We start from the raw sequence: 13,131 nt of genomic DNA, 5'->3' as shown, positions 1-13,131 counted from the left end.
ACCTGGCCGAGCTGCGTCACCACCTCTGAGCGGGCGGCCTCGGCGAGCTCGGCCACTGCCTCTGAGCGGGCATGATGGAGGGTGTGGGAGAGACTGCGGCCGTTCTGGCCGGTGTGTCCGGCGTCGCCCGGCTGGCCGAGCTGGTGGCCGGGGGCGGTGTCGTGGTGCTCAGCGGGGCCGGGCTGTCCACCGAGTCGGGCATTCCCGACTACCGGGGCCCGACCGGGCGGGCCCGGCGCGCCGAGCCGATGACGTACCAGCGCTTCACCGGCAGCGCCGAGGCGCGGCGGCGCTACTGGGCGCGCAGCCACGTCGGCTGGCGGCAGATCGGCCGGGCCGCACCCAACGCCGGCCACCGCGCGGTGGCCGAGCTGGAGCGGCGCGGCCTGCTGGCCGGCATCGTCACCCAGAACGTCGACGGCCTCCACCAGGCCGCCGGGGCGCGCCGGGTGATCGAGCTGCACGGCGGCCTCGACCGCGTCGTGTGCCTGTCGTGCCGCGAACGCACCCCGCGCGCCGAGCTGGAGCGCCGCCTCAGCGCGGCCAACCCGCGCTGGGCCGCCGAGGGCCGCGTCAACCCCGACGGCGACGCCGCCCTCACCGACGCCCAGGTCGCCGGGTTCCAGGTGGTCGACTGCCGCTCCTGCGGCGGCCTGCTCAAACCTGACGTGATCTTCTTCGGCGAGAACGTGCCGAGGGATCGGGTGGCGGAGTGCTTCGCGCTCGTGGGCGGGGCGCGCTCGCTGCTCGTGCTGGGGTCGTCGCTGGCGATCAGGTCGGGGCTGCGCTTCGTCACCAGGGCCGCCGAGCTGGGGCTGCCCGTCGCCATCGTCAACCAGGGCCCGACCGGCGCCGACGCCGACGCCGCGCTCCTGCTCGACGCCCCGCTCGGGGCGACCCTGACCGCGCTGGCCGCCCGCCTCTGACCCCACAGCGCGCACCCCCGGGGGCCGCAAGGGCGGCACGGGACCGGCATCGGGGCGGCACAATGGGGGGCATGCCTCCTCGTCCATGCCCCTGCGGTCTGCCCGCGTCCTACGCGGACTGCTGCGGGAGATACCACCGCGGTGAGGGGTCGGCCCCCACCGCGGAGTCGCTCATGCGGTCCAGGTTCAGCGCGTTCGCCGTGGGCGACGAGGCCTACCTCATGGCCACCTGGCATCCCGCCGACCGCCCCGCCCGCCTCGACCTCGACAGGAAGGTCGCGTGGACGGAGCTGGAGGTGCTGGAGAGCACCGGCGGCAGCCCCGTCCACACCGAGGGCACCGTGCGGTTCCGCGCCCACTTCGTCAACCGGCGGGTGCCGGGCGTGCTCGACGAGCACAGCAGGTTCGTCCGGCTCGACGGACGCTGGGTCTACGCCGGGGTCGTGGCCAGCGGCCGGTAGTCGCAGTCGTAGCCGAAGTACCGCGGCCCGGCCAGCTCCAGCCCGCCCGGCGAGGCCCAGCGCGGGTCGCACGGCACGCCGATGACCGTGACGCGCAGGCCGTAGCGCATGGCCTCGGTGGTGACCGGCTCGCCCGAGTCGGTGTCCAGCACGCAGATCAGGTCGGGCGTGGTGGCCACGATCTCGCCGTCCCGGCGGGCCAGCAGGTGCTCGTTCTGGAAGCTGAGCTCCAGCGTGCCGGTGCCCTCCAGGCGGGCCTGGCCGCGGGCGAAGCCGCCGGTGGTGCGGCGCTCGACGTCCACCACCTTGCCGGTGAACAGCTTCAGGCCGCCCAGCACGTCCAGGGCCGCCGCCACCGGGTCGGCGTGCCCGGCGCGGGCCAGCCGCACGGCCCGGCCCAGGTCCTCGGCCAGCGTCAGCGTGGCCGGCACGAGACCGTCGCGCAGCTGGTCGCCGCGCATGACGGTGTCGGCGCAGGAGACCTGGCAGCCCATCTGCACGCACGCCGCCCTGGCCAGGCGCTCGGCCCACACGTTGGACACCGTCTCCAGCACCAGCGTGTTGCCCTTGTCGTCGGCCAGCGCCATCGGCGTGTTCGGCACGCCGATCAGCGTCGGCAGCACCATCTGCGCCTCGGGGAAGGCGCGGCCCATCGCGTCGCCGTCCACGATCGGCAGGCCCGCCTGGGCGGCGGCGGCGATCGGGATCATCGAGTTCACCCCGCCGACCTCGATGGGCACGATGTGCGTGGCCGGACGGCCGAGCACCGCCTCCAGGGCGCGCAGCGCGGTCAGCTCCTCGGTGCCCGCCGGCAGCTTCTCCAGCAGCACGGTCGGCGCCCCCATGCCCGAGACGGCCACGACGGTCGCGTCCGCGGGCACCTCGTCGATGGCCACCAGCGGCACCGGACCGTGCCTGCGGATGGCCTCGCGGGCCAGCAGCTTGCCCACGTACGGGTCGCCGCCGCCGCCGGTGCCGAGGATCCCGGCGCCGCGCGCCATGTCGTCCAGCCGGTCGATTCCGATCTCACGCATCGATCTTCTCCAGGTCCAGGTCGCCGACGGCCTTCACCCTGATCCGGGTGGCGTCGCCGGGCAGGTAGGCGAGCGGCAGCTCCTCCACGTCCACGATCCGCACGCTGCCCGCGCGGGCGCCGCCGCGCTCGGCGCGGATGATCGCCTCGCTCTTGGCCTCCTCCAGGATGCGCTCGCGCGGGCCGGAGAAGACCCGGTCCACCTCGCCGCCGACCTGGGCGATGGCCGCGCCGACCGCGTTGGCCACCTCGAAGTGCGCCGGGCGGCGCACGTCGTCGAAGCCGGGCAGCTCCTGGATGAGCACGCTGCCGCCGCCGACCAGCACGACGGGCAGCGGCGCGGACGAGGTGCGCATGCGGTCGACCGCCTCCGAGACGCGCTCGGCGATGAGCTTGAGCGGGCGCTGCGGGTCGACGTGCGCGACCCTGTCGCGGTCGCCGATGTCGGCCAGCCCGGCGGCCACGGCCAGGTCGGTGGCGGTCAGCGTGCCGCCGCCGAACACCAGCGCCTCCTCGGTCAGCCGGTAGCCGACGCTGCGCGGGCCGGTGGTGCCGTCCTCGGCGACCAGGGAGCCGCCGCCGATGCCGATCGACAGCACGTCGGGGATGCGGAAGTTGGTGCGCACCTCGGCGACCAGCGCCTCCCCTGCGGCCTCGCGCGGGAACCCGCCGACCAGGATGCCCACGTCGGACGTGGTGCCGCCGATGTCCACCACCGCGCAGTCGGTCAGCCCCGACAGGTACGCCGCGCCGCGCATCGAGTTCGTCGGCCCCGACGCGAAGGTGGCCACCGGGTAGCGGCGGGCCTGGTCCACGTCCATGAGGGTGCCGTCGTTCTGGGACAGGAACAGCGGCGCCTCGATCCCGGCCACCCGCAGCGCCTCGCCGAAGGCGGCCACGGTCCGGCCGGCCAGCGGGCGCAGGGCGGCGTTCACGATCGTGGCGTTCTCCCTGGCCAGCAGGCCGACCCGGCCGATCTCGCAGGACAGCGACAGGTGCACATCGGGGCCCAGCTCGGCGGCCAGGATCCGCGCGGCCTCGCGCTCGTGGGCGTCGCTGACCGGGGAGAACACCGAGGAGATCGCGACCGTGCGCAGGCCGCGCCGCCTGATGTCGGCGGCGACGCCGCGCAGCTCGTCCGGGTCGAGGGGGGAGACGGGGGCGCCGTCGTACTCGCAGCCGCCGTGGCACAGGTAGACCGCGCCCTCGACCGCCCGGCGCAGGCGGTCGGGCCAGTCCACCAGCGGCGGCAGCGCGGCGGTGGCGGGCAGGCCGAGCCGGACGGCCGCGACGGGCTCCAGCCGGGCGGCCTCCACCAGGGCGTTGACGAAGTGGGTGGTGCCGATCATCACCGCGGACACCCGGGTGGCTCCCAGGCCGGCCAGGGCGGCGGCGACGCCGCCCGTGACGTCCGCGGTGGTGGGGGACTTGACGGTGGCCAGCACCTGGCCGTCGTCGCCGATGAGGGCGGCGTCGGTGTTGGTGCCGCCCACGTCGATGCCGATACGCATGAAGGAGGACTCTCTTCTCAGACGGTGAGCGCGGGCCGCGCGACTCTCAGACGGTGAGCGCGGGCCGCTCGACGGGGACCTCGCGGGTGCCGCGGACCAGGCCGAGCCGGCCCGCGACGACGTAGCCGAGGCCCGCGAGGATCAGGGAGTTCAGGGCGGGGATGCCGATCCACTGGTAGTGGTCGCTGAGCCAGCCGACCAGCGCGGCGGCGGCCCAGATGACCAGCGTGGCGGGCACCCACGTCGGCTCGGTCTCGGGCAGCGTGCCGGTGGCGCGGGAGGCGTCCAGCACCGGACGCCAGCGCCGCACGATGAAGTACTCGGCGACCATGATCCCGGCCACCGGCGGCGTGATGACGCCGAGGATCAGCAGGAAGTCGGTGAAGCGCTCCAGGATCCCGGCGGCGGCCAGCACGCTGCCCAGCACGCCGATGCCCACGGTGACGGCGACCCGGTTCAGCCGCACGCCGATCGTCGACTCCACGGCGTTGAGCAGGCCGAGCGCGGCGGAGTACAGGTTCCAGTTGTTGATCTTCACGGTGGCCGAGATGAGGACGATGACGCCGATCACGCCGGAGGAGGCCGTGATGATCGCGATGACGTCCGAGGACTTGACCGCGTAGGCCAGCAGCACGCCGGCCAGGCCGAGCACGTACTCGCCGAGGGAGATGCCGACGAGGGTCTGCTTGACGACGTCGCCGGTGTTGCGGTTGAACCTGGTCATGTCGGGCGTGGTCACCGCGCCGATGATGTAGGAGCCGGCCACGATGGTGGCGCCGGTCGCGATGCTGATCGGCTCGCCGAACGGCGGCGAGGCCACCAGCGACCCCAGGTCATGTCGCGAAATTTCCACCCACATCGCCCAGCCGGCCAGGCCCAGGAACGCCGGCACGGTGATGAACGCCGTCATCCCCATCGCCTTGAACCCCCGGATGACCAGCAGCGTCACGCCGATGCCCGCGATCATGGCCCACACCCAGAGCGGCAGCCAGGACATGATCGAGTGCAGGCCCGAGGCGAAGACCGCGGTCTGCACGCCGAACCAGCCGAACAGGCTCAGGGCGATGATCACGCCGATGATCGTGGAGCCGTACCGGCCGAAGCCCGTCCAGCGGGCCAGCATGGAGGTGGACAGGCCCTCGCGCATCCCGGCGATGCCGACGAAGATGCACACCACCTCCAGGATCACCGAGCCGAGCGTGAACGCCCAGAACGCCCCCCAGAACGACAGCCCGGCGCCGAGCGTGGCGCCCAGCAGGAACTGCGTCAGGTCGGAGAGCTGGCCGAACCGCTGCACGGCCACGTTGAACCAGGAGTAGCGGGCGGCCTGCGGCACCCGCTCCAGCGGGTAGTCGGAGTCGGTCATGGTGGTCTTCCTTCGCGTCGGGGGGTCGTGGTGGGGGCTCACGAGCGGAGGCTCACGAGCAGGCGGTCACAGAGCTGGTCACGGGGCTGGTCACGGGGCTGGTCCTGGGTCTGATCTCAGGGCTGGTCACGGGGCTGGTCTCAGGGCGGGGGCCTCAGGGCGGGGGTCACAGGAGGGAGGGCGGCCCGGCGGCGCGGGCGCGCAGCCGGACGAACGGGCCGGGCAGGTAGGCGAGCGGGATCTCCTCCACGCCGATGACCCGCACCCGCCGCGGATCGGCCCCGGCGCGCACGGCCGCCGCCCTGGCCTCCTCCGCGACGGGTTCGAGCGCCGCCGCCAGCGCCGAGCGGTCGGGCAGGCGGACGATGCGCTCGTACTGGCCGCCGACCGGGCTGACCGCCGCGCCGATGGCGCCGGCCGCCGGCCCGTGCTCGGGATGCAGCCCCTCCGGCACGGCGTGCTCCCCGCCGCCCACGACCACGAGCGGCAGCAGCCCGGCGCCCGGCTGCAGCCGGTCCACGGCCTCGGCCAGCTCGGTCGGATCGACCGGCCGCGGCACCCTGATCAGCCCGGGGATGCGCAGCCCGACGGGCACGCCGCCGATGTCCGCGCCGCCCACGGCCTCCTCCGGATACCCGCCGGCCAGCACGCCGACGCGGACGCGGGTGGCGCCCACGTCGGCGACCACCGCGTCACCGAGCCCGGTCAGCGCGCCGGCGCCGCGCAGCACGCTCGCCGGGCCGCTGCCCAGGCTGAGGCCGGGATGGCGGGCCAGGTGCTCCAGGCTCATCAGCGTGCCGTCGCCGCGCGTCACGAACACCGCCGCCCCCGGGCACAGGCCGGACAGCGCGGTGGCCAGCCCGCCGGAGACCGCGCCCGCGAACCCCGACAGGGCGGCGTCCAGCACGGTCGCGTTCTCGCGTTCCAGCAGGCCGAGCGAGCCGAGATCGGCCGACAGCGCGATCGGCACGCCCTCGCCCAGCTCCGCCCGGACGATCTCGGCCGCCTCGCGCTCCTGCTCGCCGTCCAGGGGCGAGAACAGGCCCGCGACGGCGACGGCCTGCGCGGTGCCGGCCACGCCCGCGGCGAAGCGGGCCACGGCGTCGCGGTCGAGAGGCGTGCGGTCCTCGCGGTCGAGTCCGCCGCCGCCGTCCACGACGGCGGTGCCGGCGTTCACCGCGGCGCGCAGGTCGGGCGGCCAGCCGGACAGCGGGCGCACCGCGGTCGCCGACACGCCCGCGATGCGCAGCACGGCCACCTTGCGCAGCCCGGACCGCCTGGTCACGGCGGTGGCGGCGCCCCGCAGGCCGACGGCGACCTGGGCCGGCTCGCCGTCCATCGGCAGGCGTTCCAGCGCGGCGCGCACGCCGGCCACCGGGTCGCCGGGGATCGACGCGATCTTGACGGTGGCCAGCACCCGGCCGTCGTCGGCGACGACGGCCGCGTCGGTGTTGGTCGGCCCGACGTCCACCCCGGCCCTCACGCCCCCGCCTCCCGCCCGGCGGGCCCGGAAGGCCGGGTGGATGCGGTGGACTCGGTGGACCCGATGGACCCCGTGGACCCCGTGGACCCCGTGGATTCGGTGGGGGAGGGGCTGAAGGCCGTGCCCGCCGGGGTTCCCGGCGTCGCGGGGGCAGGGGGCGCCTGCGGTGGGGGAGGGGCGGGAAGGCCCGTGAGACCGAACGCGGCGGGCCCGGCCAGCCGCAGCCCCTCCGGGGTGTGCCAGACCGGGTCGCAGGGGACGCGCACCAGGCTGACCCGCAGCCCGTACCGGACCTGCTCGGCCTGCACGACCTCGCCCGTACGCGTGTCCAGCATCGCGATCACGTCGGGCACCACAGCCAGCGGCACGCCGTCCTCGACGACGGCCAGGAACTCGCTGCCCGCCTGGACGCGGACCAGCCGCCCCTGGTCGTACCCGAGCCCTTCGACCAGGATCGACCCGGACGTCTCCGCGACCTTGCCGGTGACCAGCGGGTCGGGCAGCCGCGTCCCGAGGCGCACGGCGCGGGTGACCGACCCGAGCGCGGTGGCGCCGGCCACCTGGTCGCCGCGCATGATGTACTCGCTGGTCGCGACCTGGCCGCCGAACGCCTCCAGCGACGCCCGTACCAGCCGTTCCAGCCAGCCGCCGGTCACCCGGTCGACGACGACGGTCCGGCCGCGCTCGTCGCACAGCACGGCCGGGGTGGGCGCGATGCCGCGCAGCTGCATCACCGTCTGGTCCATGCGGGGGAAGGCGCGGCTCATGCCGTCGGCGTCCACCAGCGGCAGGCCGACGCGGGCCGCCCAGGCCACCGCCAGGCAGCCGTTCGCGCCGCCGATCTCGCTGGCCAGCACCGCGCCGACGGGCGCGCCGTACAGCTCCTCGATCTTGTCGCGCAGGTAGACGGGCTCGTCGGTGCCGCCGACGCGCTCGGACATGACGGCCGAGGAGCCCGCGGTGCCCACAGGCATGACCAGCAGCTCGGGGTCCAGCTCGGCGGGCTGCACGACGCGTACCGGCCCGTGGTCCTCCAGCGCCTGCAGCGCCGCGGCGCGGGCGATGGTCACGGGACCGCCGCCGCCCGAGCCCAGCACGGCGCAGCCGCGGGCGAAGGCGGGCAGCAGCCCGGTGTCGATGTCCATGCTGTCGAGGTTACGAAGCCGCAGGTCGAGAGGGATGTTCCCGCCGCACCTTTTTGCCGGGCTTCGGGTGCCGATGGCACACTGATGGCATGTTTCTGCTGGAAGAGCTGCGTCCCGCCGTACGCCGGCTGGCCGGGCCGGCGGTGCCGGCGGCGGCCTCGGGCGTGCGCCTGGTGGAGGACCTGGGCGGGATCGCGGGCCAGCCGCCGGGGTCGGTGCTGGTCCTGACCGGCGTGGCCGCGCGGCAGGCGGCCGGCTACCGGCTCGACGTCGCGCTGCGCGACGCCGCCGCGGCCGCAGCCGTGGCGCTCGTGCTCACCGCGGAGTCCGGGCCGGCACTGGAGGCCCTGGAGGCCGCGGTCGACCGGAGCGCCGCCGCGCTGGCCGAGCGGGGCGGGGTCGCGCTGCTGGCGGCCGGCGGGGACCTGGCGGAGCTGGTGGTGGCCATCGACCGGGCCATCGCGGGCGACGCCGCCGAGGCGCTGGTCCGTACGGCGCGCGCCGCCGAGGCCGTGACGGCGGCGGGCGGCGTCCCGGAGCGCATCGCCGAGGCGGCCGGCGCCGCGCTGGGCCGTCCCGTCCGGGCCGACGGCGGCGCGTTCACCGCCCAGGACGGCGGGCCCGCCGGCACGCACTTCGACCTGGCCGCCGGGATCGTGCTCAGGGTCGCCGCCCTGGCCGCCGCCGCTGGCCCCTCCGACGAGCTGCCCGGACGGTCCCGCGCCCAGCTCCTCACCGAGCTGCTGGTCGCCCCCGAGAACCAGGCCCAGGAGCTGGCCCCCCGCGCCAGGGCCCTCGGCCTGCCGATCGACGACTGGCACGTCGTCCTGCGCCTGGAACCCGCGAAGGACCCCGCCAAGACCCAGGACACCGGCGCCGACGGCGCGGCCGACGGCGGCCAGGAACGCTACGCCCTGCTGGAGACCGCCGCCTCGCGGGCCGTGCGCGCGGCCCGCGAGCTGGGCGGCGCCGCCTGGAACGCCGCGCTCGCCGGCGATGCGCTCGTCGTGGTCCGCAGCCAGCGGCGCGACCAGGGCAGGGCGGGCCTGCGCGAGGCCGTGCGCGACGCCGCCCGCCTGCTGGAACGGGTCCGCCCGGCGGGCGCCGAGCTGCGTTGCGGGGTCAGCACCGCCCACCAGGGCCTGCTCGGCCTGCGCACCTCCGCCTCCGAGGCGCGTACGGCCCTGCGCCGCAGCACCCTGCCGCTGGCCACCTACGACCTGGCCGGCCTCGACCGCATGCTGGAGGAGTGGTACGCCTCCGACGCCGCCCAGCACGCCGTCAGGGAGCTGCTGCAGCCGATCCTCGACCTCGGCGGCGAGCGGGCCGCCCACCTGCTGGCCATCCTGCGTGCCTACCTCGACCACAACGGCTCGCCCGCCCGCGCCGCCGAGGAGCTGCACCTGCACCGCAACGCCGTCAGCAGGAACGTGCGGCGCATCGAGAGCCTGCTCCAGGCCGACCTAGCCGACCCGCGGCAGCGCCTGGCCCTCCAGCTTGCCTGCCGGGCGGCCTCCTCCCGCTGAAGGACCGCCTTCCGGGACCCCGCTCCCATCCCGCGTTCGCCCGCCAGGACGAGGAAACCCGGCGGCCGGATCCCTAGATTCGACGGCATGACGAGAGTGCGGCGGCTGGCCGCCTGGTGTGCGGGGCTGGTGCTGGTGGCAGCCTGCGCGGGGCTCGGCTACGAGACGGCCGCCCGGCGCGGCGACGCCACCCGCCACCCGCCCCCGGGCCGCCTGGTGGACGTCGGCGGCCACCGCCTGCACCTGCGCTGCACGGGTTCCGGCGGCCCGGTGGTGGTGCTGGAGGCGGGCCTGGTCGAGTCCAGCGCGAGCTGGGAGGAGGTCCAGCGGCGGCTGTCGGCCGGGCTGCGCGTGTGCTCCTACGACCGGGCCGGCTACGCCTGGAGCGAGGAGGGTCCCGGGCCGCGCACGGCGGGCCGGGCGGCGGGGGAGCTGCGCGCGCTGCTCGCCGCCGCGGGCGAGCCCGGCCCGTACGTCCTGGCCGGGCACTCCTACGGCGGCCAGATCGTCCGCCTGTTCGCCGCGCGGTACCCCGACGTGACGGCGGGCCTGGTGCTGATCGACGCCACCGACGAGGAGGCGGTGGCGGCCATGCGGGTGTCCCGGCCGCTGATGGCCGCCCAGCTCACCGTCAACCAGGCGCTGGCCAGGATCGGCCTGCTCCGGCTGGCCGGCGGTCTCCTGGTGCCCGGCGACGCCACCCCGGCGGCCCGCGCCGCCGCCCCCGTCGTCTACGGGCCGGGCAGCATGGCCGCGGCCAGGGCCGAGGCGTGGGCCTCGCTGGACAGCGCGGCGGAGGTCGCCGGGACGGCGCAGGAGGCGGGCGGCCCGCCGGTCGTGGTCGTCATCCCGTCCGGCGGGCCGCGCGGCGCCCTGGACCAGGCCCGGCGGGTGGCCGCCCGGTCCACGCGCGGGCGGGTGGTGGTGGCCGGCACCTCCGAGCACTACATCCAGTACCGGCAGCCCGACCTGGTCGTCACGGCGATTCGGGACGTCGCCGCCTCCACAGAAAGGTGAAACTGGGTCTTGCCGGTTGGGTCAAGTCGGCTTTCAATGATCGGGATACCGGTGATCCTGGAGGAGCCGATGCGTGGCTTGAGGGCGTCCGCAGTCATCCTGATGATCGTCGCCTCGACGTTCCTCGCCTCCGGGCCGTCGTCGCTGCCGGCGGTGGCGGGGCCGGCCGACCCCGAGCCGGCGTCGCTGGTCACGCTCTCCGTGCCCGACAGGGCCGCGATGGAGCGGCTGGTCGCCTCCGGCGCGGACCTGACCGAGCGCGTGCGTCCGCAGGCCGACGGCAGCGTCCAGGTGGACGCCGTGGTCACGGCCGGCAAGCTCGCCGAGCTGAGGGCGATCGGCGTGGGCCTGGCCGCCGGCACGCCGCCCGCCGCCCGGCAGGCGCCGTCCGCCACCGCCGCGCAGGACCAGATCGTCATCGAACGGGCCGTCTGGTACAAGTCGCGGGACGGGTACTTCCTGTCGGTCGAGGCCGGCAGCAGCGCGGGCGAGAGCGCCGCCCTCACCGCCACCTGGACGGGCCGCCGCGGCGCCACCGGCCAGGTCGCGATGGTCCCGTACGTCGACGCCGGCGCCTACCTGGGCCACCAGTTCAGCACGCCGGCCCCGGTGCCGGCCGAGCCGCAGCGCGTCACGGTCACCTCGGCGACCGGCGGCACGGCCGAGGCCCGCGTCCGGGAATGGCCCGGCGGGGAGCGCCCCGACCGCCGGGCGCCGGGCTACCAGACGGACTTCGTCAGCCAGTACATGCCGCCCGCCCAGCTCAACGAGCGGATCCAGGCGCTGCACCGGCGTTACCCGTCGCTCACCGACGTCATCCCGCTGCCCAACCTCACCAACGGCTACCGCCGCCGCGCCCAGGCGCTGATCGGCACGCCGCCCGGCGCCGCGATCGTGGTCACCTCCGACGCCTACGGCTCCGAGGGCGGCAACGACCTGTCCGTCGAGCTGGCCGCCCCCGGCGCGCCGGACCGGCCGCTCCAGGTGAGCGTGGCCGGCAAGCAGGTCACGGTGAGCCTGGCCACCGACGGCTCCGGCACGCCGGTCAGCACCGCAGCCCAGGTCGTCGCCGCGATCAACGCCACCGCGGGCGCCGGGCTGAAGGCCGCCGCCTACCGCACCGACCCCGGCGCCGGCGTCATGGCCGCGGCCCCCGCCACCCGGCTCACCGACTCGCTCAAGGCGCCCGCCGACGTCTCCCGCAAGCCCATGCGGGTGCTGGCGCTGCGCGTCGGCGTCCACCGTGACGGCTCGCGCACCGGCGTGCTGGCCTACGCCCAGGAGCACGCCAGGGAATGGGTGGCGCCGCTGGCCACCGTGGAGGCCGCCGAGCGGCTGCTGCGCAACTACGCCCGCGACCCCGCCACCCGCAGGCTGCTGCAGCGCACCGACATCTTCATCGTCCCCACCGTCAACCCCGACGGCGCGAACTACAGCTTCTACGACTTCAACGGCCAGCGGAAGAACATGACCAACCACTGCCCGGCCGCGCAGTCCGACCCGGCGCAGCGCAACACCTGGGGCGTGGACGTCAACCGCAACTACGCCGTCGGCTCCCTGTCGGACGGCTACTTCGGCGCCTCGGCCAACTGCCAGAGCGGCACGTACGCCGGTCCGGCCGAGCACTCGGAGCCGGAGAGCCGCAACGTGATGTGGCTGGCCGAGACGTACCGCAACATCCGCTTCGCCATGAACGTGCACAGCTACGGCGGCTACTTCATGTGGCCGCCCGGGGCGTACAAGCTCGACGGCCGGGTGGCGCTGCCCAGGCCGAGCGCCCAGGAGGAGGCGTACTTCATGCGCTCGGCCCGCACCATCGAGCAGGCCATCGCCGCCGAGCGCGGCACGGTCATCTGGCCGCAGCAGACCGGGCCGGTGACCGACGTGCTCTACTCGGCGGCCGGCAACTCCGCCGACGAGCTCTGGTACGACCACGGCGTCTACGGCTGGGACTTCGAGGTCGGCGCCGACCTGTGGAACCCGGCGGCGCGGACGTGGGAGGGCGTCGGCTTCCAGCCGCCGTTCGAGGAGGGGCACGCCGAGGCGATGGAGTTCGCCGCGGGCCTGATCTCGCTGGTGGGGGTGGCGGCCGACTACCGCAGGCCGTGACCGCCGCGCGGCTCATGCCCAGGTCATGGCGTCCGCGGGGGGCGGAAATGCCCGCGCGTTGCCCGGGGTTTGCATACGGACACCCCGCGACAGTGACCTGGGCTTTTGCCCATGTTGGGGTGACTTGCCCGGGGTTTACGGTTCAGCGGTAGGTCTTTGCCTGTTTTGGGGTGTTAGGTTTGCGTTTGTCCGTTTCTTGGGTTAGTGTTGTACCTATCGGCGGGTGAGAGACCCTTCCTTTCCCGGGTCCGCCCCCCTTTGCGCTCCACGTAGCGACCGATGGCGTTGGTGCCCGGCTACGGCCTTCATGTCTTGTCTGAGTCAAGCGAGCGCATGCCGCCCTGATGATCGATGTCACCAAGGAGACTGCTGATGACTGCTCGCCTGCGTTCTTTCGCCATGCTTTCCGCCGCTGCCCTGTCGGCGCTGACGATCGGTGCCGCCGCCCATCCGGCGCATGCCGATGCCGATGTGAACGGCCGGGGTGTGCTGGCCGGTTCGACGACGGCGTCCTATTTCTGGGACGACTCCTCCGGTCGTGCGGGTGACACGGG

Annotated in this window: 10 protein-coding genes and 1 pseudogene; 6 read left to right on the top strand and 5 right to left on the bottom strand. The window is 75.2% G+C overall.

The window, feature by feature from the left end; translation table 11 throughout:
- The first annotated feature begins 74 nt into the window (after positions 1 to 74).
- Both ACIBQ8_RS34970 and ACIBQ8_RS34965 read left to right on the top strand, forming a co-directional pair.
- Positions 75 to 926, top strand: coding sequence for an NAD-dependent protein deacetylase (locus ACIBQ8_RS34970; protein ID WP_397177562.1), 852 nt, complete (start codon positions 75 to 77; stop codon positions 924 to 926).
- A gap of 173 nt (positions 927 to 1,099) precedes the next feature.
- Positions 1,100 to 1,387, top strand: a complete 288-nt coding sequence (locus ACIBQ8_RS34965; RefSeq protein ID WP_352329658.1) for a YchJ family metal-binding protein — start codon at positions 1,100 to 1,102, stop codon at positions 1,385 to 1,387.
- Here ACIBQ8_RS34965 and ACIBQ8_RS34960 read toward each other — a convergent pair.
- From ACIBQ8_RS34960 to ACIBQ8_RS34940, 5 genes are all read right to left on the bottom strand, one after another.
- Entirely contained in the window at positions 1,357 to 2,421 is a 1,065-nt protein-coding gene (locus ACIBQ8_RS34960) for a DUF917 domain-containing protein (RefSeq protein WP_397177273.1), read from the bottom strand. The genes ACIBQ8_RS34965 and ACIBQ8_RS34960 overlap by 31 nt on opposite strands.
- Positions 2,414 to 3,931 carry a hydantoinase/oxoprolinase N-terminal domain-containing protein gene (locus ACIBQ8_RS34955; protein ID WP_397194111.1) on the bottom strand — a complete coding sequence of 506 codons (1,518 nt, stop codon included), beginning with the start codon at positions 3,929 to 3,931 and terminating at the stop codon, positions 2,414 to 2,416. Before ACIBQ8_RS34955 ends, ACIBQ8_RS34960 begins: the two co-directional genes overlap by 8 nt.
- 46 nt (positions 3,932 to 3,977) lie before the next feature.
- Positions 3,978 to 5,297, bottom strand: coding sequence for a purine-cytosine permease family protein (locus ACIBQ8_RS34950; RefSeq protein ID WP_397177276.1), 1,320 nt, complete (start codon positions 5,295 to 5,297; stop codon positions 3,978 to 3,980).
- 166 nt (positions 5,298 to 5,463) lie between these two features.
- Positions 5,464 to 6,780 carry a hydantoinase/oxoprolinase N-terminal domain-containing protein gene (locus ACIBQ8_RS34945; protein ID WP_397194110.1) on the bottom strand — a complete coding sequence of 439 codons (1,317 nt, stop codon included), beginning with the start codon at positions 6,778 to 6,780 and terminating at the stop codon, positions 5,464 to 5,466.
- The gene (locus ACIBQ8_RS34940; protein ID WP_397194109.1) at positions 6,777 to 7,925 is read right to left on the bottom strand and encodes a DUF917 domain-containing protein; all 1,149 of its coding nucleotides are present in this window, start codon (positions 7,923 to 7,925) and stop codon (positions 6,777 to 6,779) included. The genes ACIBQ8_RS34945 and ACIBQ8_RS34940 overlap by 4 nt, the downstream gene beginning before the upstream one ends.
- 89 nt (positions 7,926 to 8,014) lie before the next feature.
- On the opposite strand from ACIBQ8_RS34940, the gene ACIBQ8_RS34935 reads away from it, so the two are divergent.
- The 4 genes and pseudogenes from ACIBQ8_RS34935 to ACIBQ8_RS34920 form a co-directional block, all read left to right on the top strand.
- Entirely contained in the window at positions 8,015 to 9,451 is a 1,437-nt protein-coding gene (locus ACIBQ8_RS34935; RefSeq protein WP_397194108.1) for a PucR family transcriptional regulator, read from the top strand.
- A gap of 87 nt (positions 9,452 to 9,538) precedes the next feature.
- Complete coding sequence (locus ACIBQ8_RS34930; RefSeq protein WP_397194107.1) at positions 9,539 to 10,468, top strand: alpha/beta fold hydrolase; 930 nt, start codon at positions 9,539 to 9,541, stop codon at positions 10,466 to 10,468.
- A 78-nt stretch (positions 10,469 to 10,546) separates the two neighbouring features.
- The gene (locus ACIBQ8_RS34925; RefSeq protein WP_397194106.1) at positions 10,547 to 12,577 is read left to right on the top strand and encodes a M14 family zinc carboxypeptidase; all 2,031 of its coding nucleotides are present in this window, start codon (positions 10,547 to 10,549) and stop codon (positions 12,575 to 12,577) included.
- Between the two features lie 372 nt (positions 12,578 to 12,949).
- Positions 12,950 to 13,131 (top strand): annotated as a pseudogene (locus tag ACIBQ8_RS34920) (hypothetical protein); the annotation flags it as partial.

Origin of the sequence: Nonomuraea sp. NPDC049646 (assembly GCF_044465525.1) — a bacterium.
GTDB lineage: Bacteria > Actinomycetota > Actinomycetes > Streptosporangiales > Streptosporangiaceae > Nonomuraea.
This window is presented reverse-complemented; position numbering and strand designations above follow the sequence as displayed.

Bases quoted from the DNA above. Each gene is read 5' to 3' on its own strand.
- ACIBQ8_RS34930 (WP_397194107.1), top strand. From the start codon at position 9,539: ATGACGAGAGTGCGGCGGCTGGCCGCCTGGTGTGCGGGGCTGGTGCTG.
- ACIBQ8_RS34935 (WP_397194108.1), top strand. From the start codon at position 8,015: ATGTTTCTGCTGGAAGAGCTGCGTCCCGCCGTACGCCGGCTGGCCGGG.
- ACIBQ8_RS34965 (WP_352329658.1), top strand. From the start codon at position 1,100: ATGCGGTCCAGGTTCAGCGCGTTCGCCGTGGGCGACGAGGCCTACCTC.
- ACIBQ8_RS34940 (WP_397194109.1), bottom strand. From the start codon at position 7,925: ATGGACATCGACACCGGGCTGCTGCCCGCCTTCGCCCGCGGCTGCGCC.
- ACIBQ8_RS34960 (WP_397177273.1), bottom strand. From the start codon at position 2,421: ATGCGTGAGATCGGAATCGACCGGCTGGACGACATGGCGCGCGGCGCC.
- ACIBQ8_RS34950 (WP_397177276.1), bottom strand. From the start codon at position 5,297: ATGACCGACTCCGACTACCCGCTGGAGCGGGTGCCGCAGGCCGCCCGC.
- ACIBQ8_RS34955 (WP_397194111.1), bottom strand. From the start codon at position 3,931: ATGCGTATCGGCATCGACGTGGGCGGCACCAACACCGACGCCGCCCTC.
- ACIBQ8_RS34970 (WP_397177562.1), top strand. From the start codon at position 75: ATGGAGGGTGTGGGAGAGACTGCGGCCGTTCTGGCCGGTGTGTCCGGC.